23 protein-coding genes are annotated in these 24878 nt (G+C 62.7%); 8 read left to right on the top strand and 15 right to left on the bottom strand.

Annotation, left to right across the window (positions count from 1 at the left end):
- Position 1: 1 nt before the first annotated feature.
- Genes AC07PQ_RS07610 through AC07PQ_RS07585 form a run of 6 tightly spaced genes read right to left on the bottom strand, consistent with a single transcriptional unit; the run spans position 2 to position 5064 of the window.
- The gene (locus AC07PQ_RS07610; RefSeq protein WP_037036083.1) at positions 2-478 is read right to left on the bottom strand and encodes an aromatic-ring-hydroxylating dioxygenase subunit beta; all 477 of its coding nucleotides are present in this window, start codon (positions 476-478) and stop codon (positions 2-4) included.
- 19 nt (positions 479-497) lie between these two features.
- On the bottom strand, positions 498-1772 hold the full coding sequence (locus AC07PQ_RS07605) for an aromatic ring-hydroxylating oxygenase subunit alpha (protein ID WP_007931970.1): 1275 nt from the start codon (positions 1770-1772) through the stop codon (positions 498-500).
- Between the two features lie 47 nt (positions 1773-1819).
- Positions 1820-2350, bottom strand: coding sequence for a nuclear transport factor 2 family protein (locus AC07PQ_RS07600; protein WP_493184964.1), 531 nt, complete (start codon positions 2348-2350; stop codon positions 1820-1822).
- A gap of 16 nt (positions 2351-2366) precedes the next feature.
- Entirely contained in the window at positions 2367-2726 is a 360-nt protein-coding gene (locus AC07PQ_RS07595; RefSeq protein WP_007931975.1) for a hypothetical protein, read from the bottom strand.
- A 25-nt stretch (positions 2727-2751) separates the two neighbouring features.
- Entirely contained in the window at positions 2752-3924 is a 1173-nt protein-coding gene (locus tag AC07PQ_RS07590; RefSeq protein ID WP_007931976.1) for an acyl-CoA dehydrogenase family protein, read from the bottom strand.
- 27 nt (positions 3925-3951) lie between these two features.
- The gene (locus AC07PQ_RS07585; protein ID WP_037036061.1) at positions 3952-5064 is read right to left on the bottom strand and encodes an amidase; all 1113 of its coding nucleotides are present in this window, start codon (positions 5062-5064) and stop codon (positions 3952-3954) included.
- Positions 5065-5854: 790 nt separating this feature from the next.
- Here AC07PQ_RS07585 and AC07PQ_RS07580 point away from each other — a divergent pair.
- The 7 genes from AC07PQ_RS07580 to AC07PQ_RS07550 all read left to right on the top strand — a co-directional run bounded on the left by AC07PQ_RS07580 (position 5855) and on the right by AC07PQ_RS07550 (position 13412).
- Positions 5855-7003 (top strand): ABC transporter substrate-binding protein, encoded by a 1149-nt coding sequence (locus AC07PQ_RS07580; protein WP_007931979.1) that lies wholly within the window; start codon positions 5855-5857, stop codon positions 7001-7003.
- A 107-nt stretch (positions 7004-7110) separates the two neighbouring features.
- A complete protein-coding gene (locus tag AC07PQ_RS07575) occupies positions 7111-8142 on the top strand; it encodes a branched-chain amino acid ABC transporter permease (RefSeq protein ID WP_007931981.1) in 1032 nt (343 codons plus the stop codon).
- Positions 8139-9941, top strand: coding sequence for a branched-chain amino acid ABC transporter ATP-binding protein/permease (locus AC07PQ_RS07570; RefSeq protein WP_007931983.1), 1803 nt, complete (start codon positions 8139-8141; stop codon positions 9939-9941). The genes AC07PQ_RS07575 and AC07PQ_RS07570 overlap by 4 nt, the downstream gene beginning before the upstream one ends.
- Complete coding sequence (locus AC07PQ_RS07565) at positions 9938-10732, top strand: ABC transporter ATP-binding protein (RefSeq protein ID WP_007931985.1); 795 nt, start codon at positions 9938-9940, stop codon at positions 10730-10732. The genes AC07PQ_RS07570 and AC07PQ_RS07565 overlap by 4 nt, the downstream gene beginning before the upstream one ends.
- An 81-nt stretch (positions 10733-10813) precedes the next feature.
- Complete coding sequence (locus AC07PQ_RS07560) at positions 10814-11800, top strand: ketopantoate reductase family protein (RefSeq protein ID WP_007931987.1); 987 nt, start codon at positions 10814-10816, stop codon at positions 11798-11800.
- A 23-nt stretch (positions 11801-11823) separates the two neighbouring features.
- Positions 11824-12588, top strand: coding sequence for a class II aldolase/adducin family protein (locus AC07PQ_RS07555; protein ID WP_053260822.1), 765 nt, complete (start codon positions 11824-11826; stop codon positions 12586-12588).
- A 347-nt stretch (positions 12589-12935) separates the two neighbouring features.
- Positions 12936-13412, top strand: coding sequence for a MarR family winged helix-turn-helix transcriptional regulator (locus tag AC07PQ_RS07550; protein ID WP_007931992.1), 477 nt, complete (start codon positions 12936-12938; stop codon positions 13410-13412).
- 393 nt (positions 13413-13805) lie between these two features.
- On the opposite strand, the gene AC07PQ_RS07545 is transcribed toward AC07PQ_RS07550, so the two are convergent.
- Positions 13806-14426 (bottom strand): LysE family translocator, encoded by a 621-nt coding sequence (locus AC07PQ_RS07545; protein ID WP_493184965.1) that lies wholly within the window; start codon positions 14424-14426, stop codon positions 13806-13808.
- 180 nt (positions 14427-14606) lie between these two features.
- Between AC07PQ_RS07545 and AC07PQ_RS07540 the strand changes: the two genes are divergently transcribed.
- On the top strand, positions 14607-16358 hold the full coding sequence (locus AC07PQ_RS07540; protein ID WP_493184966.1) for a phospholipase D-like domain-containing protein: 1752 nt from the start codon (positions 14607-14609) through the stop codon (positions 16356-16358).
- 59 nt (positions 16359-16417) lie between these two features.
- Here the strand turns inward: AC07PQ_RS07540 and AC07PQ_RS07535 are convergent, their stop codons facing one another.
- The 8 genes from AC07PQ_RS07535 to AC07PQ_RS07500 form a co-directional block, all read right to left on the bottom strand.
- Positions 16418-16870 carry a hypothetical protein gene (locus tag AC07PQ_RS07535; protein ID WP_493184967.1) on the bottom strand — a complete coding sequence of 151 codons (453 nt, stop codon included), beginning with the start codon at positions 16868-16870 and terminating at the stop codon, positions 16418-16420.
- A gap of 104 nt (positions 16871-16974) precedes the next feature.
- The gene (locus tag AC07PQ_RS07530) at positions 16975-17340 is read right to left on the bottom strand and encodes a copper-binding protein (protein WP_493184968.1); all 366 of its coding nucleotides are present in this window, start codon (positions 17338-17340) and stop codon (positions 16975-16977) included.
- Positions 17337-20492, bottom strand: coding sequence for an efflux RND transporter permease subunit (locus AC07PQ_RS07525; RefSeq protein WP_493184969.1), 3156 nt, complete (start codon positions 20490-20492; stop codon positions 17337-17339). The genes AC07PQ_RS07530 and AC07PQ_RS07525 overlap by 4 nt, the downstream gene beginning before the upstream one ends.
- Positions 20489-21961, bottom strand: coding sequence for an efflux RND transporter periplasmic adaptor subunit (locus AC07PQ_RS07520; RefSeq protein WP_493184970.1), 1473 nt, complete (start codon positions 21959-21961; stop codon positions 20489-20491). The genes AC07PQ_RS07525 and AC07PQ_RS07520 overlap by 4 nt, the downstream gene beginning before the upstream one ends.
- Complete coding sequence (locus AC07PQ_RS07515) at positions 21958-23214, bottom strand: TolC family protein (RefSeq protein WP_493184971.1); 1257 nt, start codon at positions 23212-23214, stop codon at positions 21958-21960. The genes AC07PQ_RS07520 and AC07PQ_RS07515 overlap by 4 nt, the downstream gene beginning before the upstream one ends.
- A 100-nt stretch (positions 23215-23314) precedes the next feature.
- The gene (locus tag AC07PQ_RS07510) at positions 23315-23656 is read right to left on the bottom strand and encodes a hypothetical protein (protein WP_007932009.1); all 342 of its coding nucleotides are present in this window, start codon (positions 23654-23656) and stop codon (positions 23315-23317) included.
- Between the two features lie 148 nt (positions 23657-23804).
- The gene (locus AC07PQ_RS07505) at positions 23805-24266 is read right to left on the bottom strand and encodes an NUDIX hydrolase (protein ID WP_493184972.1); all 462 of its coding nucleotides are present in this window, start codon (positions 24264-24266) and stop codon (positions 23805-23807) included.
- Positions 24267-24311: 45 nt separating this feature from the next.
- Positions 24312-24764 carry an Lrp/AsnC family transcriptional regulator gene (locus AC07PQ_RS07500; RefSeq protein WP_053260817.1) on the bottom strand — a complete coding sequence of 151 codons (453 nt, stop codon included), beginning with the start codon at positions 24762-24764 and terminating at the stop codon, positions 24312-24314.
- Positions 24765-24878: the final 114 nt, after the last annotated feature.

The following is a 24878-nucleotide window of genomic DNA, read 5'->3' as shown; positions in this document are numbered from 1 at the left end:
CTCAGAGGATGTAACCGATACCCGCGAGGGTATCGGTGGAGTTGATCAGTTGAATCAGCTTGCGCTGGATCTTGAAACTGTCACCGCTGAGCACCAGCTCGAATGTGACATCGGCGGTGTACTGCTTGAGCACATCCTTGCGGAACTCGCGCAGGTTCTGTGCGCAACGCACGGTGACCACCCCGTCTCGATCCGACAACAGGCGAAAGCGCGACTGACTGCGCACGGTGCGCGCCCGCGGGGTGGTCGAAATCGACTCGCCACTGGTCAATCGGGCCACGCGCAACTGACGCATGTGGTGATCGTCGTAGGCGTAGTTCAGGGTGTTCTCGAAATCGGTTTCCAGCGGATCGATCGGGATGATGTAAGTCGCGTTCTCGGTCCACAGATCGAGCCATTCGACAAAATCGCCGTGATCGAGCATGTCCGCTTCCTGCCAAATGAAAGCGCTGACCTGGTTGAGCAATTGCAGATTGATCATGGTGTTCTCCATCGACTCAGGCCGACATCATCTTTTTCCACTGCTGGTAGCCAGCGCGCATGCCGGTCTCGGCACTCACATCGCTCACCCGCCCGTCTTCCGACTCCTTTTCGCCCGGCAGGCCGCGATTGAGCATGATCCACAGATCGGTGCCGGCACTGGCGCCGCGCTGTACGCGCTCCCATGCCTCGGAATCGTCCGGCGTGCCAAACCCCATCGGGCCCTGGAAGTGCTCATGCAGGCGCAGGCGATAACGGTTGGCCACGGCCGGGCCACCGTCCATGGTGATCACCGCGTGATGGATTTCGGTTTCGTCCACTGCGATGGGTTGCAGCACCCGGAAGAACGCCATGGAACAAGCGACGTTCGGGAACAGGTTGAGGTTGAAGCCCGAACCGCCTACCGCGCGTACGATACGGCGGACCGATTCCTCGTCCTGGCCTTCGGCGCGCAGTTGCGCGGCCAGATCCTCAAAGCGCGCCGGGATCGGCAAATCGAGATTGGCCTCCAGATCGACCAGGTCGGGGATCATCACCATCACGCTGTGGCCGTTGCCGAGGTCTTCGACGTAGCCCGGCCCTTTGACGAAATCGAACAGCTCCAGCGTCTGTTCATCCACGGACGACAGGAACGACTTGTGCACCAGCGGGAAGTGATAGGCATCGGTGGTGTTTTCCAGCTGGATTTTCCAGTTGCCGGGGAAGCGGAAGCGATGCTCGCCTCCCACCTTGACCGGGTAACCGGCGCCCTGCTTCATGAACAGGTCAATCCACTTCTTCGCCGGGCCGAGGAAGTCGACGAGGGGCTCGATATCATCCTTGAAGGTGGCGAAGATCATGCCGTTGTATTGCTCGACACGCAGGCCGACCAAAGGCAAGTCGGCCTTTTCCAGGCAATCGCCGTAACTTTCCGGGTGCGGCACACCACGCAGGCTGCCATCCAGGGCGTAGCTCCAGCCGTGATAAGGGCAGACGAAACTGTTGGTCTTGCCCTTCTTGTGTTCGCACACCGTTGCGCCACGATGGCGGCAGCGATTGAGCAACACATGCACGTCTTTCTTGCGGTCGCGTACGACGATTACCGGCTGCTTGCCGACGTAAGTGCTCTTGTAGCTGCCGGAATCGGGAATCTCGCTGGCATGCGCGACCCAGATCCAGGTGCTGTAGAAAATCTTGTCCAGCTCCTGCTCGAAGAGCTTGCCATCGGTGTACATCGACGTGTGAACACGGTCATGCAGAACCAGGTCAGAGGGGCTGGCGTCCAGCGTTACGGTGTTTATCAGGTTATTCACGATCACTCCTCGTCGGCAGGCGTCGCCGACTTCAAGAATTCCGGGTGTCACTCCCCAGATTGGCCAGGTACGGGCAGGTGGGCGGCGCTATTCCAGGTATCGACCGGGCGACTGAACAGGTTCTCGGTCTGAAAGTGCGCCATGCACCACTGCCCCTGTTCCTGGGCGAACCGCACGCTGAGGCGAGCGCTGTTGAGGTGCGAGGCACCCGAGGCAAAGGTCGAGGCCTGCAACATCACCCAACTGGCATCCGCGGTCTCGCCGCTGACCCGGATCAGCTCCGAGGTCAGGAAATGCACGTTCAGCGAAAAGTGCGCAGGTTCGACCATGTAGGTCGCAAACATCGCTTTGATCGCCTCACGCCCGCGGTAACCGCCGAAGCTGTTCTGGTACCTGGCTCCCTTGCCTTCCCAGATCGCCTGCGCCGTGAACAGAGCGGCCAGCTCCTCGAGGGGGGAGCCCACGCCCAGTTCATCGCACAGGAACATGTAGCGGTTCATGCAGGCGCGAATGGCGTTCTCGCTTTCCAGCTGTTGGAGCCGCTGCTCCAGTGCGCGCAAATGCTCTTGTGATGACATGGCGACTGCTCTCGATTCAGCGCTGGATGATCAGTTCGCGACCGGTACGGGCCTCGACCTTGCAGTACTTCCAAAGTTTGTAGGGGCCATCGCCGACCTCCGTGGTGCGAAACAGATTGCAGGCGGCGTGGACGGTTTCGATGTCCGGCACATCGGCCAGCAGATACGTGGTCCAGGGCCAACCGGCGGAGGGGCCGACCATGCTCTGGTCATCGTCCATGTTGCCCAGCACGGTCACGCCAGGCAGATCGGCGATGCCGTTCCACATGACGCCGAACGCGGCCCATACCTCCAGCGCCTCGGGACGCGGAGCATCGAAGAAGTTCTGGTTGATGCCGATGCAGAACAGGACTCGCAGGGATTTTTTATCGGTCATGGGGTTCACCAATCAGTAGGGAAAATTACAGGTAGCCCGGCAGCGGCTTATTGCCGAAGAAAATCGCGCCGGCGTTCTGGTAAGTCATGTCGCCCATGAAGGCGTGCTGGGTAATGACCTGGGTGTCGTTGACGAAGCGCGACAGGGGGCTGGTACGGTACACCCCGCTCATACCCGAAAGCATTTGCGCGGTGCGCGCTACATCGGCCGAGACACGAGTGGCATGGGTCGAGGACAAGCGCAGCATATTGGTCTGCTCGACACTCACCGGATCGCCGGCCAGGACGCTGGCCCAGGCATCGTCGATCGCCTGGTAGAACCACGACCGCGCAGCGCGCAGCGCCGCTTCGGCCTTGGCCATTTCGACCTGAGCCAGCGGCCGGTCGGACAATGACGGCGCACCGGTCACGGAGATTCGGCCACTGGCCATGCCACTCAACTCGTCGAGGGCAGCGCGCGCAACGCCCAGGCCGACCACCGACAAGACCTGAGTGGCGAACGACAGGGACGGATAGCGGAAAAACGGCTCGTCAAGACTCGAAGGACCGCCGCGAACGAACGTCCACTCCTCAGGCACCACGACGCCTTCGACGACGACGTCATGGCTGCCGGTGCCGACCAGGCCGACGACGTTCCAGGTTTGCTCGATCCGCACCTTTTCTCGAGGCATCACCGCCAGCCGTGGAAGGCCGAGCATCTCGCCGTTCTTCGGGCTGATGCCCACCCCGATCAGCGACGCCCCCATGCAGCCGCTGGAAAATTTCCAGCGCCCGTTCACCTCCAGGCCACCTTCGACAAATGGCGCGGGCTGCGGTGGGAAGATCCCGCCGGCGAATACCACGTCAGGCGAGTCGGCGTAGATTTTCTGCAGGGTTTCCAGCGGTAGCGCCGCCAGATAAACCGGGCTCATGCCGAAGCTGGCGACCCAGCCGGCGGACCCATCGGCGATGGAGATGTCCTCGACCATCTGGCAAAACTCGGCCGGTGAGCGCTCGTCACCGCCGAAGCGCTTGGGCACCAGGGCACGATAGACGCCGAGCGTGCGGAACTGTTCGATGACATCCTGCGAGATGCATTTTTGCTGGTCGAATTCTTCATTCCGGGCACGCGTGCGAATCTCGACCAACAGATTCTGAAAGGCTTCATTCGCCGTGATCGGCACACGGCGCTGGTGATTCAGCTCGCTTGGCGCAGTCATGGGTTTCTCCATAGTAAGCATGACGATTTACTCTTCCAGGCGCCGGACCAGCTCGCGGGCGACTGCACACAGCAGTTCGTCCGCGCCATGGGCGGCAATGAGTTGCAGGCCTATCGGGAGCCCCGAAGCGCTTTCCAGAGGAATGCTCAGAGCCGGATGACCGGAAAGATTGAAAGCGCGCACCAGTGAGGTCATGCCCAGGGCGGCGCGAGTGTCGGCCGCATCGACGACCCGCAATGGGAAGTCGGGCATGGTCGGCATGGCCAGGATTGGGGTGATCGCCAGGGCTGCGTCCACTTCTGCGGTAAACGCGCGACGGGTGATTTCGGCTTCTTCAACGAACTTGGCCGTGGTCAGGCTGGCTGCGCGCAAACGGTCGGCGACATCGCTGCCGACCCGGCCGGTTTGCAGCAGATGACCGCACGCGGCCCAGGTTTCGGCGTTGATGATCGCCATCCCGGCGCCATACGCTGCGGACATACCAGGCAGCGTCTGCTCAAGCAGCTTGAAGTGCGAACGCCCCAGCGCCTGGTTAACCACCGCCTGGATCTGTTCGTGGACCTCCACCGCGACTACGCCGATAGCAAGATGCTCGGGCAGCGGGACGGGGGCGAACGTGGGATCGATGATGCCCATCGCTTCGATCAAGCGATCCATATCCCGCGCCAGGGGGCCTACGCAATCGAGGGTGCTGTGCGTCGGCATGACACCCTGGCGACTGATCCGGCCAAAGGTAGGCTTGAGGCCGAAAACCCCGCAGCACGCCGCGGGAATCCGTACCGAGCCCCCGGTATCGGTGCCCAGCGCGAAGTCGCAAAGCCCGCCCGCCACCGCCGCCGCCGAACCGCTGGAGGAGCCACCCGGTATATAGCCCGGGTAGCGCGGATTGGCTGCCGTGCCCGTCCAGGCGTTGAGGCCGGTAGTCCCGAAAGCCAGTTCATGCAGGCTGGTTTTGCCGGTGATCCGGCAGCCCGCACCCAGGAGCGCCCGGACCACTTGGGCATGCTCGCCGGCCGCCGGAGCATCGACCAGTGCGTTGCTTGAAGCACGGGTCGGATAGCCCGCGATATCGATGGTGTCCTTCACCATGACCGAAAGGCCATCTCCCCCTAAAGCTAAATCCTGGACAACGATCGACATGCTCTTTACCTGCTCTTTGTGTATCGCCAGAACGGATGCCCTCGGCATGAAAGCCTGGGTGAACGCTTAAATCTAAAATCATAATAATTACGTGAAATGTCAATTGAATTTTACCAAATAAAAAGATGTGTATTTTCGGTGCATATTTTCACTTTTCGCACCAGTGACGTGCAGTTTGGTAACACCGGCATAGAGATAGGAAAAACCGGAAAACATAATATTTACCCTTATAAATCAATACGTTAATTACATATCAATAACGATTAACAACAAAACATTTGAAAAATGTCGAGTTGACTCTTCCGTCAGAAAACCCAAAAACAAAAAAATAAAACCGTGAAAAAAACCACTTAAAAAACATAAAAAAACACTGATTTTTCAGTGTTAAAATTCTTGGTTTTCGGGGTCGATCAAGGCCTTTATTGATCCAGATCAAAGCCTTGCCCAGCATGGTGTGGTGCCGGTTTTATCCGCCTTCCAGATGCCCCTGTGACAGACCGCCGGAAGGCCTTGGCAGGATCGCCTCGACACTGCCCGCTCCGGGTATCGCCATGACGGGTTTGCGCCCTGCACCAAAAAATTTCTGGCATGCAACCTGCTTTTGCCCTCATCGCCTTCGATCGATAGCTCATGGTCGAGCGCCACCTCAATGGCTCGGTAACGCCCCAGGGGTGTCGCAGCAGTTCGCCCAAAAAAACAGGGCCGTACCTTGGGCCGTACTCGCACCACGTCGTGGTCGGGGCGGCTGACCATTAGCCTTTTGCCGCGTTGCAACTCTTCGGAGAAAGTCATGCTTTTCAGAAAAGCCGTGTCCACGTTGTTGTTGAGTGCCGTCTGCGCTGCCGCCCAGGCAGATGTGAAAGTCGGGGTCATTACCTCCTCCACCGGGCCGATCGCACTGGTCGGGCTACCCCAGAAAAACACTATCCCCCTGCTGCCGGCCCAGGCTGGTGATCAGGCGGTGAAGTACATTTCTCTGGATGATGCGAGCGACCCGAGCGCTACGGTGAAGGCGCTGAAGAAGTTGATCGACGAAGAAAATGTCGACGCCATCATCGGCCCGAGCGGCTCGCCCAATGCCATGGGTGTGATCCAGTTCGTCGCCGAAGCTGGCGTGCCGCTGCTGGCCCCGGTTGGCACCGCCGCGGTGGTGCTGCCGATGACCGAGCAGAAGAAATGGGTATTCAAGACCACGCAGAACGATGACCTGATCGCCAAGGCGCTGTTCGAACACATGGCCAAGAAGGGCGTGAAGACACTCGGCTTCATCGGCACCGGTGACCCTTATGGCGAGAACTGGGCCAAGGTTGTGAGCGGCCTGGCGGCGCAGCACAACATCAAGGTCGTGGCCAACGAGCGCTTCCAGCGCCAGGACACATCCGTCACCGGGCAGAGCCTGAAAATACTCGCCAGCCGTCCCGACGCGGTACTGGTCGCCGCGCCCGGCAGCTCGGCGGTGATGCCGCAGACCACACTGTTCGATCAGGGCTATCGCGGGCAGATCTACCAGACCCACGGCGCGGCACTGCCGGACTTCCTCAAGCTGGGCGGAAAAAAGGTCGAAGGCACCATTCTGGCTGCCAGCCTGATGCTCGTAATCGATGAAATCCCGGACAGCCACCCCTCGAAGAAAATCGCCAGCGACTACACCACGGCCTACGAAAAGCTCAATGGCAGCAAACCGGCGACCTTCGGCGGGAACACCTTCGACGCCGGCTTGCTGCTACAGCAGGCAATCCCGATTGCAGCCAAGAAAGGCGCACCCGGAACTCCCGAGTTTCGCGCGGCCCTGCGCGATGCACTCGAGCAAAGCCACGAACTGGCCGGCACCCAGGGTGTTTACAACATGACACCGCAAGACCACAGCGGCTTTGACGAACGCGGCCGCGAATTGATCGTGGTCAAGAACGGCACCTGGATGCTGCTGCAAGACCATTGATCGAAGCCTGGTTGCACGGCCCGCCGCACGCCCCGCTCGATTGCCGACGAGGCGATCCGCACCTGCACGCGGGCCTGATATTCAATCTGTAGACAAGAGCTCTCATTATGAATTTCCAGATAGCCATGCTGCTGGGCCAGGACGGCATGACCAACGGCGCGATCTATGCGCTGTTGGCCCTGTCGATCCTTCTGGTGTTCACCGTGACCCGGATCCTGTTGATCCCCCTGGGTGAATTCGTGACCTACGGCGCCTTGACCATGGCCACGTTGCAGAACGGCCACCCGACGGCCCTGGTCTGGCTGCTACTCGGCCTGACACTGATCGATTGCGCGCTCGACCTGTGGGGGGCGGCACGTGCGAGCCTTCGGCTTGCCGTACGCATTCTCTTCAAGCTCGGCTACGCGGGGCTGCTGGCGGTGCTGATCAACACCTTGCCATTGGCCGAGTTGCCGATGGCGGTCCAGGCGCTGCTGACGCTGGCGCTGGTGGTACCATTGGGGCCGCAAATCTACCGCCTGGTGTTCCAACCGATCGCCTCGGCCAGTTCGCTGGTCCTGCTGATTGTGTCGATCGCCGTGCACGTCAGCATGACCGGTATGGCGCTATTGCTGTACGGCCCCGAAGGCGCCCGCACCAGGCCCTTCTCCGAAGCCGGGCTGGAACTCGGTCCGGTGACCTTCAATAGCCAGACCCTCTGGGTCCTGACCGTGTCCCTGGGGCTGATCGTCGGTTTGTACCTGTTCTTCGAGCGCACGCTTTATGGCAAGGCCTTGCGTGCCACCGCGATCAACCGCATGGGTGCCCGGCTGATGGGGATTTCCCCGACGCTCGCGGGCAAGTCGACCTTCCTGCTCGCCGCGCTGATCGGCACGCTTTCGGGGATCCTGATCGCGCCGATCACCACACTGTACTTCGACTCCGGTTTCGTCATCAGCCTCAAAGGTTTCGTCGGGGCGATCATTGGCGGGCTGGTCAGCTATCCGGTCGCCGCACTCGGCGCCCTGGCGGTGGGCCTGATCGAAGCCTTCTCCATGTTCTGGGCCAGCACCTATAAAGAAATCATCGTGTTCACGCTGATTATTCCGTTCCTGCTTTGGCGCTCATTCACCCGTCGTCATGTGGAGGAAGAAGAATGAATTCGCGCTACCTGTTACTTGCCTTGTTGCTGGCGGTGGGCATTGCGCCGCTGCTGTTGCCCCCCTACTACGTCACCCTGCTCAACTACATCGGCATGTACGCCATGGTGGTGCTGGGGCTGGTGCTGCTCACAGGCGTCGGCGGCATGACCAGTTTCGGCCAGGCCGCGTTCGTCGGGCTCGGTGCCTACACCTCGGCCTACCTGACCACCGCCGAACAATTGCCGGCCTGGCTGGCCTGGGCCGGAACGTCACCCTGGCTGACGCTGCTGGTGGGCGTGGTGCTCACCGCTTCGGTCGCGCTGATTCTCGGCGCGCTGACGCTCAAGCTGTCCGGGCATTACCTGCCGCTAGGGACGATTGCCTGGGGGCTTTCGCTGTACTACCTGTTCGGCACCCTGGAATCTCTGGGCGGCCATACCGGCGTCGGTGGCCTGCCGTCGATCTCGTTGTTCGGCCTGAAGCTGGACAAGGGCGAGAACATTTTCTACCTGATCTGGGCCCTGCTGTTGCTGGCGATCGTCATCACCCAGAACCTCCTCGACTCTCGCGAAGGCCGCGCCATCCGCGCCCTCAAGGGTGGCCAGGCAATGGCCGAATCGATGGGCGTCGACACCTTCCGTTCGAAGATGGTGATCTTCATCATTTCCGCGGTGTTCGCGGCGATTTCCGGCTGGCTCTATGCCCACACCCAACGCTTCGTCAATCCGACGCCATTCGGTTTGAACATGGGCATCGACTACCTGTTCATGGCCTTGATCGGCGGTGTCGGCAGCGTCTGGGGCGCCCTGCTCGGCGCGGGCATCCTGACCCTGCTCAAGCAGTGGTTGCAGGACTGGTTGCCGGCTCTGCTGGGGCATACCGGCAACTACGAAATCATCGTGTTCGGCATTCTGATCGTGGTCCTCATGCAGCGTGCGCCCGCCGGTCTCTGGCCATTGCTGGCGCGCCTGATACCGGCCCGCGCCAAGGTACGCCGCCAGGTCCACAGCACCGACGCCCCGGCTGTGCCGCTGGCACATCGGCGACGGCCTGAACATGGCGAACGAGTCCTTGAAGCGCGGCATGTGACCAAACGCTTCGGCGGGCTGGTGGCCAACAACGACATGAGCCTGGAAATCCGCTCCGGCGAAATCCTCGCGCTGATCGGCCCCAACGGCGCCGGCAAAAGCACCCTGTTCAACCAACTATCCGGTGTCGACACACCGAGCAGCGGCGATGTGCTGTTCATGGGCCAGAAGATCAATGGCCTGAATGCCCGGCAAGTGGCACGCATGGGCATGAGCCGCACCTTCCAGCACGTGAAACTGCTGGGCAACATGAGCGTGCTGGAGAACGTCGCCATTGGCGCGCATTTGCGTGGCAAGCAAGGCGTGCTGTCGGCGGCCCTGCACCTGGATCGTCGCGAGGAAGCCCGGTTGCTCGGCGAAGCCAGGCATCAACTGGAGCGCGTGGGCCTCGGCGACTACCTGTATGAAGAGGCCGGGAGCCTGGCCCTGGGCCAACAACGGATTCTGGAGGTTGCCCGCGCCTTGTGCGCCGCCCCGTACCTGCTGCTGCTCGACGAACCCGCGGCCGGCCTGCGTCTGAAAGAAAAGGAAGCCCTGGGCGTCCTGCTCAGCCGCCTGCGCAGCGAAGGCATGGCGATCCTGCTGGTCGAGCACGACATGGACTTCGTCATGGGCCTGGTCGACCGCGTGGTGGTCATGGAGTTCGGCCAGCGGATCGCCCAGGGATTGCCTGAAGACGTACAGAAGGATCCCGCGGTACTGGAAGCCTATCTGGGAGGAGCCGAATGATGAACATGCAAGTGGAACCGCACCTCACACAGCGCAACCAGGTCGACGACGCCGTGCTGGAGATCAAGGACCTGAACGTGGCCTATGGCAAAGTCGAAGCGCTGAGCGACGCCAGCCTGACGGTGGGCAAGGGCCAGATCGTGACGGTGATTGGCCCCAATGGCGCCGGCAAGACCACCCTGCTTTCGGCAATCATGGGCGTGCTTGGCTCCCGGGGGCAGGTTCATTTCGATGGCAGCCTGGAAGCCTTGCCGGAAGTGGAAGTGATGGTCTCACGGGGCCTGGGACTGGTGCCGGAAAAACGCGAGCTGTTCACCAGCATGAGCGTGGCCGACAACTTGCTGCTCGGCGCCTTCCAGCGCCATCGCCGGGGCGACCGGCGCTACAGCGAGACGCTGGCCGAAATCTATGAGCTGTTCCCGCGTCTCTGGGAGCGCCGTGAACAACTGGCAGCGACATTGTCTGGCGGTGAACGACAAATGCTCGCCGTGGGTCGGGCACTGATGGCCAAGCCCAAGCTCCTGATGCTCGACGAACCGAGCCTGGGCCTGGCGCCGCTGATTACCCGGGAGATTTTCCGGATCATTACCGCCCTGCGCGAGCAAGGGGTATCGATTCTGCTGGTGGAGCAGAACGCGCGCGCCGCCCTGCGGGTGGCCGATTACGCCTATGTGCTGGAAACCGGCCAGATCGCCATACAGGGCCCGGCGCAGCAACTGGCCGACGATCCGCGCGTGATCGAAGCCTATCTGGGCCTGGCCAGCAAGCACCAGGAAATGCTCGCCAACTGACGGCTGCCCTGCCCCGGCGACCGAAGGGCGCCGGACGCGTCGAGCACGGTCTTATCCGGCCTTTGAACATCTGGAGTCGCGATGAACGCTATCCCCCTACGCATTGGCATCGCCGGTGCCGGTGCTATCGGCTGCACCCTGGCAGCACGTCTGGCTGCTAGCGGCCACATGGTCAAGGTACTGGCCAGAGGAGAAACCCTGAGCGCCATCCGCCGTGACGGCATCCACCTGAACGACCTGGACGGCCACCACCATGTACGGGTCGACGCCAGCGACGACGCCGCCAGCCTCGGCGAGCAAGACCTGATTTTTCTCTGCGCCAAGGCACAAGCCCTGGCCACCCTGCTGCCGCAGTTGCAACCGATGATGACTGCCGAGACGGTGGTGATCCCGGTGGTCAACGGCGTGCCGTGGTGGTACTTCCACGGCGAGGGTGGACGCTACGCGGGGCAACAGGTGAACGCGGTCGATCCGCAGTCGATTCTCAGCCGGACCTTGGATCTGCGTCACGTGATCGGCTGCGTAGTGTTCATCACCGCACACTGCCCGGCCAGCGCCGTGGCCGAATCGCGCACCCCGCACCTGATGATTTTCGGCGAACCCGACAACCGTCTCAGCCCGCGCCTGGAGCGTGTGCGCGCACTGATTGAAAGTGTCGGAATAGAAGCGCGAGCCACCGACCGCATCCGCGACAACCTGTGGACCAAGATCATCGCCAACCTCACCTCCAACCCGCTCTCGGTGATTACCGGCGCCACCCTCGAGCAGCTTTACAGCCTGCCGGAGCTCCGCGACCTGGTCAGCAGTTGTCTGCACGAAGCCCTGCTGACGGCCGCCGCTTATGGCGCGCGCGTGAGCATCGATCCAAGGACCTTTCTCGAACTCGGCGCCGGCATGGGCGCCGTGCGCACCTCAATGCTGCAGGACTATGAGAAAGGCCGCCCTCTGGAGCTGGCCGCCATCGGCGATGCGGTGCTGGAGCTGGCCGATGGCATGGCGATCCCGATGCCCATCACTCGCCACCTCATTGCCCTGGCACGCTTTCGCGGCGAACAGGCCCGTCACTGACTCACTACAACCAGGACATCGACATGGACCAGACCCCATCGGCAACACCCCAGACGTGCAGCGACGAAGAATGGGCACTGCGCGTGCAACTTGCGCATTGCTACCACCTGGTGGATTTCTTTGGCTGGACCGAGACCATCTTCAACCATATTTCCGCACGCCTGCCCGGCCCGGCGCACCACTATCTGGTCAACCCGTTCGGCCTGAATTACACCGAAGTGACGCCGGCCAACCTGCTCAAGGTCGACCTGCACGGCAAGAAGCTCGAAGACTCGCCCTATGACGGCAACCCTGCCGGCTTCGCCCTGCACAGCGCAGTGCACGGTGCGCGCGCAGATATTCAGTGCCTGATCCACACGCACACCACGCCGATTTCGGCGATTGTCATGAAAAAGGCCGGTTTTGCTCATAACGACTTTTATGGGGCGCAACTCTACGGTCGGATCGGCTACCACACCTTCGAAGGCATCACGCTGTTTGATGACGAAAAAACCCGAATGATCGACAGCCTCGGCGACAAGCACATTCTGGTGCTGCGCAACCACGGCATTGCCGTCGGCGAAAGCAGTATCGCCAAGGCGTTCTTCCTGTTGTGGACGGTGCAGCGCGCCGCCGAAATCCAGTGCCAGGCCGGCGCCTTGGGCGGTGAAGACAATCCGCTGCCGGAGGCGATCAGCCGCAAGTGCGCCGAACTCACGGCCATGCTCATTCGGGACAGCGGTTTCGCGGTGAAATTCTTCGACGCCATGGTTCGCAAAATGTGCGCCGAACTCGGCCCGCGCTGGTAATCGCGAGAGCGCTCAGTGGCTGGTTCAAGGGTCCGTCAGGCGGCCAGCCGCCTGACGGAATCGATCGAGCCAATCAGCGGGCTCGCACCTGCGATTCGCAGCAGCGCCGAACAGCCCCAGGCGCGGCTCTGCATGCTCAACCGTACCCCGGCCTTCGCACTCCTACCCACCCTGTTTTAGCCGATCAAGGGTGGCCGACACTTTCGTCAAAACCTCACACACGAGCGTCCGACCTGAAGGCCTTGCCCAAGGCACGCTGTGACCTGTCTGCTGGTTTTTTGCTGCGTGCGGCGCGACAATGGCGCCCGCTATCAACCCAGCTCACCAGAAAGACTACGCCAACCTTTATGACCACCCCGAAAAAGCGCCTGAGCCGATACAACCCCGCCAGTGAAGACTTCAAGAAGGAAGATTTTCCCTTCTACTGGCTGGCTCGCCTGCATGGCCGCTACTCCATGGCCATGGAGAAAGCGCTGAAAAAAATCGATATGGATATCCCGCGCTGGCGGATTCTGTTCATCCTCAAGGAAAATGGCGAATCAAGCATTTCGGAAATCTCCATCCATGCCATCGCAAAGCTCTCGACCATCACCAAAATTGTCTATCGCATGAAAGCCGATGGCCTGGTGGAGACCAACACTAGCGCCAGCGATGGGCGCGTGACTCAGGTCTCCCTCACCGATATCGGCCGCCATACCATCGAAGAAGTCCAGCACTGCACCAGCGATATCTTCCGCACCAGTTTCAAAGGCCTGACCGAGGCCCAGATCACCAAACTGAACGGAACCCTGGAAAAAATATTCAATAACCTGCCGGAAGACTGAACCGCAGCGAGCAAAACGCCAGGCCCGTAGCTTGAGTACCCGCTTATGGCCAATCCGCTGCATCGGCCGATTGAATCCACGGCCGAAACCAGCCCTTCTACCTCCCCAACACCGGCCGTTTATATGAGCGCCCTTGCGCTTCAAGGTGCGCCCTTGAATGACTGACACCTTCCAGGGCAACTGCCTGTGCGGCGCCATTGAATACCAGCGCTCGTCCCGCCCCAAAGCGCTTTCCCACTGGCCATTGCAGCCAGCGCCGTAAAAGCCATGGGTGGCATTCGCCCCTTAGGGCAGGTGCTGCGAAGCGATCTGCGTATCGTTCAAAGTGCCAACCATCACGCTGGAAGGCGACGTCAACGGCCCCCGGCAAGAGCACGCACATCTACGGACAACTCAAGCCCGCCGCGCCAACAGCAACACCGAAGCCGCCGCCGACAACAACGCCGCGCAGCAGCGGTTGAAGATCTTCTTGCCGCGCGGCTCGGCGAACCAGCGGCGCATGTGCAGGCCCATGCAGGCGTAGGCGCTGATGGCTATCCATTCCAGCAGCAGGAACAAGGCGCCGAGCACCAGGAACTGGCCGGGGACCGGGGCCGCGGGGTCGACGAATTGCGGCAGGAAGGCGGTGAAGATCAGGATCGCCTTGGGGTTGCCGATGGCCACCAGGAACTCCTGCCGGGCCAGCGCGGCCAGCCCCAGGGGCGCGGTCTTTTTTTCGGTTTCGGCCTGGGTGTCGGCGCTCCAGAGCTGATACGCCAGGTACAGCAGGTACGCCGCGCCCAGGATCTTGATCGCATAGAACAGCAGTTCCGAGGCTTGCAGCACCACTGCCAGCCCGGCCGAGGCCAGGGCGATCATCAGGGCGAACGCGGCCAGTCGCCCGGCACCCGCCAGGCAGGAGGTGCGAAAACCGTAGGCCGTCGCGTTCCTGACCGACAACAGGTTGTTGGGCCCGGGCGCCATGTTCAGGGCGAAGCAGGCCGGGAGAAACAGCAACAGGGTGGCGAGGTTCATCGAGGGTTTCTCTGCAAGGAGTCGAACGGGTCGGGCTTGCAACATATAAGAGCATCGGGGCCCAATACAACCCGCCCCGCGACCCGGCCCGTGCTAAAACCGCCACCGCCCGCCGCGCTGTTCTACGCTGCACACATCCAGCCCCGGCTTGACTCGTCCCCCCGCGCAAGGAGCGCCCCCATGGCCGATTTCTACAACACCCAGACGCTCGACGGTTTCACCATGAAGCTGTGGCGCGGCGAACGCATGTGCCTGATCGGTTTCGATGTCGACACCCCTCCCCCCGACCTGGTGGGGTTCGCCATCGAATGCCGGTTTCCCGGCAGCACCGACTTCAAGCCCCTGCCCAACCGCATCGCCTTTGCCTACGACGAGCCGGCCCACAGCGCGGTCGATGGCCAGCGCAAGTATTCCTCGCTGGAAGCGCCCTTCCAGAAGTTTCGCTGGGTTCACGTCCCCCATGAGGTCGACCAAGGCACCTTCACCTACCGGGGCCGGATGATGCACATGGCCAACGACGGCCAGCTGGTTTCCGGCACGGCCATCGAACTGGCGATCGACCTCGACCCCATCAGCTACGAAGGCATCCTCGACATTGGTTTCACCCGGGGCTTTACCTCCTCGCAGGCCTTCCGCGACCGGGTGCCCGCGGGCGTCAAGGTCGATGTGTATGGCAAGAGCCTGATTCCATCGAAAACCAAGGACGGGCTCGACCACCCGAAGACCGAGACGGCCATGTACCAGTGGCTCGGCTTCGAGGCGGTGTCGATGATTTTCGCGGTGCTGGATGAAGTCCTGCGGCAGCCGGACACCACCCTCGATGTCTTCGCCTACGACTTCAACGAACCGGACATCCTCGCCAGACTGGAGGCGCTGGGTAGTCGCCTGCGCATCATTATCGACGACGCCGGCGATCACGCCGCCGCCGACAGCTGCGAGACCCGGGCCGCCAGCCGCCTTCTGGCCTCGGCCGGCGCGGACCGGGTTCGACGCAGCCATTTCCATGGCCTGCAGCATCACAAGGTGCTGATCGCCCGGCGCAACGGCAAGCCTTACCAGGTGCTGTGCGGCTCCACCAACTTCAGCTTCCGCGGCTGTTATGTGCAGAACAACAATGCGCTGTTGTTCAAGCACCTCGAGGTAGCGGACCTGTTCGGTCGGGTCTTCGACGCCAGCTTCAGCGATCCGAAAAACTTCGAGGCCAGCGACCTGGCGCAGAAATGGCACGTGATCGAAACCGGCACCGCAACGACCGCCGGCCCGCGCCTGCATTTCTGTTTCTCGCCACACAGCGGCAGCGACCTGTCGCTCAGCCCGATAGGCGGCGCGATCGACCAGGCCAGCCGCTCGGTGCTGTTCAACATCGCCTTCCTCAATCAGATCACCAGCGGCCCCCTGTACGAGTCGATCAGCCGCCTCTACAAGCGCCCGGTGTTCAACTATGGCGTGACCGACAAGGCCTCGGGCATGGATGTGATCAAGCCCGATGGCACCTCGGCCGAGGTGGATTTCGCCTATCTCGCCAAGTACGCACCGGAACCTTTTCGCAGCGAGTGGTCCGGCGGCACCGGCATTTCGGTGCACAACAAGTTTGTCGTCACCGATTTCAACCTGCCGAGCGCCAAGGTCTTCACCGGTTCCTCGAACCTGTCCATTTCGGGGGAAGAAAAAAACGGCGATCACATGGTCCTGATCGAGGACCAGAAAATCGCCGTGGTCTATGCCATCCAGGCCCTGCTGATATTCGATCACCTGCACTTTCGCAGCGTGATGCAAAAGGCCTTCAGCAGCGCCGATGAGACCCAGGGGAAGCAGCCACCGCCACTGTTGCTGAAAAAACCCACGGCGATCTCCGGCCAGCCCGCCTGGTTCGAGGCGTACTACGTCGCAGGCTCACAGAAACAGGGCGACCGGCAGTTGTTCTCTCACTAAGGGCGCGACCTGTCGAAAGGCGCCAGGAAGGCTTCATGCCCTGCTGGCGCTTGTGCGGGTCAAACCGAGAAGATCATGCAGCCGATCGAACCGGCCTCGTGGTAGATGGCGTGGCCGCTGTTCTCCTCCGTGAAACCGCGCAACGAGTGTTTGGCCACGTCGCTATAGGCCAGGGAAACCACCCAGCGGGCCTCGACAGGCTCGGTGTATTTGGCGATTTTCTCGATGTCCTTGCAGGTTTCCGCCAACAGTTTGTTGCCAGCGTTGGTGGCGCTCTCGACTTTCACCTCGATGGCATAACTCTCGACACCCTGTTGGGCAAGCAGATCGAGGTGCAAGGCCTGGTTCGGCGGTGGATAGGGTATTTCGCGAGCGGTCGACAGATGCGCTGCACGCAGCAGCAGAAGAAACTCGACCTGGAACCAGACTTCCCAGGCCGCGCCGGTACTGATGGCGGCCTCGATGCGCGAGTGGTCACTGAGGATGATGTGGCTGAGTTCGGTGTTTCTCATCGGGCGTTCCCTCTAATGGTTGGTAGAGAGAGGAACGAGCCGACGGCGCCGCTGTGAACAATGAGCGTGAGGCCGGCATGCCTGCGCATGCCGGCCTAGTGGTTTTATTTCCTGATGGAAACGATAGTGGCCGCGCCGCCGTCCAGGCGGAATGCGAAGGTCACCCGGTCGCCAATCGCCAGTCCCGCCAACTGCTCTGCGGTCGCGACGAAGGTCATGGTCATCGACGGCCATTGCACGGCGGGGACGGCGCCGTGGGCGATGGTCACCCGCTGCTTCGCGGCATCGATGGCCTTGATCGTGCCCTCGGCACTGGCCTGTTGAACCTGTCGGGCTTCCTGCTTCATCTGCATGCCGTTCATGTCGTCCATTTTCATGCCATCCATTTTCATGCCGGGCATGTCCTGCGCGTGGGCGGCAAGGGACAGCGCGGCCAGGGTGCCAGCGATAACGATCTGGATCAGTTTCATAGGTTTTTTCCTTGTGTGATGGAGACAGCGCGAAGGTGCCGGCGGCGCATCAGGCGATAGGCCGCCGGTATGACGAACAGGGACAACAGGGGCGCGGTGAGCATGCCGCCGACCATGGGCGCGGCGATGCGGCTCATCACTTCGCTGCCGGTGCCGCTGCCCAGCAGGATCGGCAGCAGGCCGGCGATGATCACCGCCACGGTCATGGCCTTGGGGCGCACGCGCTGCACCGCGCCTTCGCGAATCGCCGCGAGCAACCCAGCCTCGGTACGCTCGGCGGATTCCTCGCGCTCGGCCCAGGCGTTCTTCAGGTACAGCAGCATGATCACGCCGAACTCGGCGGACACCCCGGCCAGGGCGATAAAGCCGACACCGGTGGCCACCGACAGGTTGAAGCCCAGCCAATAGAGGAACCACGCCCCGCCCGTCAGGGCGAACGGCAACGTGGCCATGATCAGCAAGGCTTCGTCGAAGCGGGTGAAGGTCAGGTACAGCAGCACGAAGATGATCAGCAGGGTGGCCGGGACCAGCAGCTTGAGCCGGGCGTTGGCCCGCTCGAGAAACTCGAACTGCCCGGAGTAGCTCAGGCTCATGCCCGGCTGCAGCTGGACCTGCTCGCTCACCGCCCGACGCAGGTCGGCGACCACGGAGGCAATATCCCGCCCCCGCACATCGACATACACCCAGCCCGAAGGCCGGGCGTTTTCGCTCTTGAGCATCGGTGGACCCTCGCTGACCTTGACCTTGGCCACGGTGCCGAGGGTGATCTGGCTGCCCAGCGGGGTGTAGATCGGCAACTGCTCCAGAGCCCCCAGCGAGTCCCGCCAGTCACGGGGGTAACGCAGGCTGATCGGGAAGCGGGCCAGCCCTTCAATGGTCTCGCCGATGTTTTCACCGCCAATGGCACCGCTGACGATCGACTGCACGTCGGCGATATTCAGGCCGTAGCGCGCGGCCGCCTGGCGGTCGATGTCCACATCGATATAACGACCACCCGTCAAGCGTTCGGCCAGCGCCGAACTGACCCCGGGCACGTTCCTGGCCACCCGCTCGACGGCCTGGGTCACGGCATCGATCTGCCGCAGATCGCTGCCGGCCACCTTGACCCCGATCGGGCTCTTGATGCCAGTGGCGAGCATGTCCACACGGTTGCGGATCGGCGGAATCCAGATATTGGTCAACCCCGGGACCCGCACCACCCGGTCCAGCTCCGCCACCAGTTTCTCCGGGGTCATGCCCGGGCGCCACTGTTCGTGGGGCTTGAACTGGATAGTGGTTTCGAACATCTCCAGGGGCGCCGGGTCGGTGGCGCTTTCCGCGCGGCCGGCCTTGCCAAAGACATGCTCGACCTCCGGCACGGTCTTGATCAGCCGGTCGGTCTGTTGCAGCAGTTGCGCCGCCTTCTGCGCCGACAGCCCCGGCAGCGCCGACGGCATGTACAGCAGGTCGCCTTCGTCCAGCGGCGGCAGGAACTCTCCCCCTAGACGCGAGATCGGCCATAGCGCGCTGAGGAACACCAGCAAGGCCACCAGCAAGGTCGCCCGGGGCCGGCGCAATACCGCCTCCAGGGCCGGTTCATAGATACCGATCAACCAGCGGTTCAGCGGGTTCTGCTGCTCGTTGGGAATCCGCCCGCGAATCCAGTAACCCATCAACACCGGGACCAGGGTCACCGACAGCCCCGCCGCCGCGGCCATGGCGTAGGTCTTGGTAAACGCCAGCGGGCCGAACAACCGCCCTTCCTGGGCCTCCAGGGTGAACACCGGGATGAACGACAGGGTGATGATCAACAGGCAGAAGAACAGCGCCGGCCCGACCTCGATCGCCGCCTCGGTGATCACCTGCCAGCGCGGCTCGCCTTGCAGGGTTTGCCCGGGATGGGCCTGGTGCCAGGCCTCGAGCTTCTTGTGGGCGTTCTCGATCATCACCACCGCCGCATCGACCATGGCCCCGATCGCGATGGCGATCCCGCCCAGGGACATGATGTTGGCGTTGAGCCCCTGGTGCCGCATCACCACAAAGGCGATCAACACCCCGATCGGCAAGGAGATGATCGCCACCAGGGAGGAACGCAGGTGCCAGAGGAAGATCCCGCACACCAGCGCCACGACGATGAACTCCTCCAGCAACTTGTGGCCGAGGTTGCTCACCGCGCGGTCGATCAGCTTGCTGCGGTCGTAGGTGGTGACGATTTCCACCCCCGCCGGCAGGCTGCGTTTCAGCTCGTCGAGCCGGGTCTTGACTGCCGCGATGGTTTCCCGGGCGTTCTTGCCGCTGCGCAGAATCACCACGCTGCCCACCGCTTCGCCCTCGCCATCGAGTTCGCCGATGCCGCGGCGCATTTCCGGGCCGAGCTGAATCGTCGCGACCTCCCCCAGGGTCACCGGCACCCCGCCCGCCGTCAGCTTGAGTGGAATGGCGCGGAAATCATCGAGGGTCTTCAGGTAACCGGAAGCGCGCACCATGAACTCCGTCTCCGCCATCTCCAGCACCGCGCCACCGGTTTCCTGGTTGGCCTTGCCGATCGCCGCGCCGACCTCGGCCTGGGTGATACCGAGGCTGGCCAGTTTCAGCGGATCGAGCAGCACCTGGTACTGCTTGACCATACCGCCCACCGTGGCGACTTCCGCCACGTTCGGCAGGGTCTTGAGCTCGAACTTGAGGAACCAGTCCTGCAGCGCGCGCAGTTGCGCCAGGTCATGCCCGCCGCTGCGGTCCACCAGGGCGTACTGGAAAATCCAGCCAACCCCGGTGGCATCCGGCCCCAGCGCCGGCTTGGCACTGGCCGGCAAGCGACTCTGGACCTGGCTCAGGTACTCCAGCACCCGCGAACGGGCCCAGTACAGGTCGGTGCCGTCTTCGAACAACACATAGACAAAGCTGTCGCCGAAGAACGAATACCCGCGCACGGTCTTGGCCCCAGGCACCGAAAGCATGGTGGTGGCCAGCGGATAGGTCACCTGGTTCTCGACGATCTGCGGTGCCTGCCCCGCATAGGGCGTGCGGATGATCACCTGCACATCCGACAGGTCCGGCAGCGCATCGACCGGCGTGCTCTGCACCGACCAGACACCCCAGGCGCTGACGAACAGCATCGCCAGCAACACCAGAAAACGATTGGCCACCGACCAACGAATCACGGCTGCGATCATGGCTGGCTCCCCGCTTTTTCCAGGCGTTCGACACGCAGGCCGTTGTCGCTCTGGCTCAGCGCCACCCGCACCTTGTCGCCCACCTTGAGGCCCTGCGTCAGGCCAGGATTGGCCAGAGGAAAGGTCATGGTCATGGCGGGCATGCCCAGGGTCTTGAAGGGACCATGGGCGAGCGTGACGTTCTGGCTGTCGATGGCCAGGATCTGCCCCTGGGCTTCATGCAAGGCAACTGCCGGGGCTTGCAACGAAGCGGCGACAATGCCCTTGAGGCTGGCTTCCGAGTCCAGCAAGAATTGCCCGGAAGCCACCACTTGCTGCCCCTCCTCCAGGCCGTTGAAGATGGCCGTCTGGCCAGCGTTGTCCGGCCCTGGCTGCACCTCCACCGGGCGATAGTGCCCGCCCTCTTCGGCGAGCATCACCAGGGCCCGGCGGCCGGTGCGAATCACCGCCTCGCTGGGCACCCACAACAGCGGTTGCTGCGTCGAACGCTTGAGGCTGACCCGGGCGCTCATGCCTGGCCGCAGTCGACCCTGCGGGTTGGTCAACTCGACCCGCACGCGAAGCGTACGGCTATCGGCATTGGCATCCGGAAGGATCGCGTCGACCCGCCCCGCGAAGACCTCCCCCGGGAAAGCCGGAAGACTGGCCTCGGCCACCTGCCCGGTGACGAGCGAGCCAGCCTGCGACTCCGGAACCGCCACGGCCAGCCAGACACTGTTCAAGCCGTTGACCCGGGCCAGGGTCTCGCCGGCGGCCACGGTCATTCCCTGGCGGACATTCAGCTCTTGCAATACACCGCCGATGGGGCTGCTCAACGTCAGGTCCGGCTGGACCTTGCCACTGCGCTCGACCTGGGCGATCAAGGCCGCCGGCATCCCGCTAAGACGCAAGCGCTGGCGGGCGGCCGCGAGTAAACCGGCATCGCCACTGGCCTTGAGGGCGAGGAACTCTTCCTGGGCCGCCGCCCATTCCGGCACCAGGATATCCGCCAGGGCCGCGTTGGCCTTGAGCACATCGCCCGGCGCACGGGCATACACCCGTTCGACAAAACCTGCCGTGCGCGGCTGAATGACCGCCACCTCGCGCTCGTTGAACGCCAGCACACCGACTGCATCGACGCTGCTGGCAAATACCCCGCGCGTGACGGTGGCCAGGCGCAGGCCGAAGTTCTGGGTCAGGCTCGGGTCGATGCGCACCGCCGCGCCATCCCCCTGGGCTCCCTGGCCGTCGGCATACCGCGGGGTCAGTGGCATGTCCATGTACGGCGACTTGCCCGGCTTGTCGAACTTCTGCTGCGGGTACATCGGGTCGTACCAGTACAGCGCCTTGGGCTCGGCCGATGCCTCCTGCCCGACTGCGACCTCCGGCGCTTCGTTGAGGCGTGGTCGGGCCAGCCAATAACCGCCCGCCACACCCAAGGCGAGCGCGACGCTGACAATTGAAGCAACTTTCCAGATCGGCGAATTCATGGCGCGGTCTCTCCGTAGGCGAAATACAGGCGAGCGTTGGTCAGGGCACGCTGTTCCTCGATATCGATCTGCTTGAGGCGGGCTTCGATCAATTCGCGGCGGGCGGCGACCACCGCCGCCAGATCGCCCTTGCCGGCCCGATAACTGGCCAGGCTCAGGTCGACCTTTTCCCGGGCCAGCGGCACCAGGGTTTGCTGGTTGCGGCGCACCGCGCGGTCCAGGCGTTCATAGTCGGCCAGTTGCGCTTCCAGTTGCTGGGCGTGCTCCCGTGACATGGCTTCGCGCTCGGCCTGCAGCTGGCTCAGCTCGGCCTGCCTGGCGGCGATCCTGGGGTTCTGGCGCGAGCCGGGAAACAGCGGCAAGTCCCAGGAGAACTGCACGCTGACCATATCGCCGAACTCACGGCCACGGCGCTGATAGTCCAGCTCCCAGCTCCAGTCCGACTGTTTATCTGCCTCGGCTTCATGAACCTTGGCTTGCGCTTCGCGGGTCATGGGCACAAACGCAGCCAGTTCAGGGTGGTGTTGCAGGCTGTGCGAGTAGCCCAAGCCATCCATCGGCCACGCCGGCAGGCGTCCCTCGGGCCGGTCGTTGGCGGCGGTGCCGATCCAGCGCTTGAGCGCGGCCCGGGCCTGGGCCCGCTGGCTGACCAGCTCATCCTCGCGCTCCGCCAGTTGCGCGGCTTCCTGCCTGGGCGTCACCGCATCCGCCGGTAACCCGCGGCCAGCGGCAATCTGCGCGCGGACGGTGTCGCCCAGCAGACGGTTTTCCTTGTACAGGTCCTGGAGCAGCGCCTCCTTACGCTCCACCGAATAGCTGCCGATCCAGGCCAGGGCGGTGGACTGGCGTACGTTCAGTCGCTCCACCCGGCGCTCGGCGGTGGCACGCTCGACGGCCGCATCGGCAACCTCGACGCGGGCTTTGCGCTTGTCGCTATTGGGCATTTCCTGGCGGACCCCGACCATTTGCATGGTCATGGAATCCTGCTCAAGGCTCCAGCGATCCGAACCACCAATGGGAAAGTTCTGCACGCCCAACAGCAATTTGGGATCCGGCAGTTCGCCGGCGGGGATGGCAGCGCTGCTGGCGGCCTGGATTTTCGCGTCTTGCGCGCTCAGCGACGGCGCCGTGTTTTCCGCCAGACGCAACGCTTCATCGAGCGTCAGCGCGCCAGCGAGGCTCGGCAATGCCAGCACGCTTGCCGCCAGCCCGGCCACGAGGGGCCAGCCTGTGCGATAGCACTTGGGATTCATGTTGACGATTCCTGTGATGATCCACCGCGCGCCTTTTCAAGGCAGGCGCACGGCTACGCCCTCCCGCTAACGCGGGATGGAATTCAGAGCGGTACAGGAATCAGACGCGGGGCGGTCGCCACACCCCGGAAGGGCTTTGCGCGGGCAGGAAATCGTTGGGGATGGACAGGACAACGGGGCCGGACACGGTGACAGGCGGTTTGACGATCGAGACCTGCAACATGCCGCCCGTCTTGCATTCCTGGCCCGGCTTGCAGGGCTTGCCGTGTTCGACGGGGCTTTTCAGGTCATTGCAGCAATCCATGCCCATGCCGTCCATCATCGCCATGCCCATGGACTTCATCGGGCAGGGTTCGGTCGGCGCCTGAGCGCCCGCCATCCCGCTGAGGGGAAGCGCCAGGCTGATCAGGAACACAAGACAAAACCGCAGGTAGCGTTTCATGGGTCTGGAGTTTAGCGATAAAAAAAACCGAGTGGTGGAAAACCGCTCTTGCCCTTGGACCGATGGCATAAACCGGCCGCCGAAAAAACCGGCTGCGCATGATATCAACGGACCAGGATTAAGCCAGGATTAGGGCGCGGAAAAATCGCTACAAGGACGGCTCGAACACCCCCGCTTCTTCCAGCATGTGCACCAGCGTTTGCGGCCAGACGGTGGCCTCGGTGGCTCGCAGATCATCGGCGGACCACCAATGATGATCGGCCATCACCTGGGCCTCGGACGAGGTCCAGCCTGCACGAGAGAGCGGCTGGTCTGGCGCGTGCACCACAAAATACTGCTCGACCGAGGTGACCCACTCGCCGCTGGGCAGTTGCATGGGAAACCGGCGATCGGCCACCGGCTCTCCCACCGCGCAGACCTGAATACCGGTTTCCTCGTGCAGTTCACGAATCGCCGCGACCTGGAAGGTTTCGTCCCCTTCAAGCCCGCCACCGGGCGTGGCCCAATAGTCATCCCCCGCCAGCGCCCCTTCCTTGTGCAGGAAGCGGAACAGCAGGACCTTTCGCGAAGGGTTGATGACCAGCAATCTTGCCGATTTTCGTTCACGCATCGGTATCTCCCTGAAGTGTTGTTCTGATGTATGCGTCGACGCGTCTCACAGCGGCAGCGAGCGGTCCTGAATCACCCGTTTCATCACCAGGGTCGAGGTCAGGCGCTGAACGTTGGGCAGCTTGGACAGGCGGTCATCGTAAAGCTGCTGGAAGGCCGGCAGGTCGCGGGTGATGACGTGCAGCAGGTAATCCGGCTCGCCAAACAGCCGTTGCGCCTCGACGACCTGCGGGATCGGCAGCAGCGCCGCTTCGAAGGCGGCCACCGCCTGGTGATCGCCCTCGCGCAGCGTGGCAAACACCATCGCCGAAAACGTCAGGCCCAGGGCGCTGGGCGACAACTGGGCGCGATAGCCCTGGATCACCCCCGACTCCTCCAGCGCCCGCACGCGACGATGGCACGGCGACAGGCTGAGGCCGACCCGCTCCGCCAGCTCGGTCACCGACAAACGCCCGTCCGCCTGCAGCTCGGCAAGAATCTTCTGATCAATTCTGTCCATCCAGAAGGATCTACCCCAAAACTTTATTCGGACTGGAATAATAGAGAAAATATTCTCACCGCACTCCATTAATCTTTCCGCAAACCTGATCTTTGCGAGAAAGAAGCATGCCCT

It is taken from the genome of Pseudomonas sp. GW821-FHT09E12 (genome assembly GCF_059416085.1).
The sequence above is the reverse complement of the archived record's forward strand: the minus strand, read 5'-3'. Positions and strand labels throughout refer to the sequence as shown.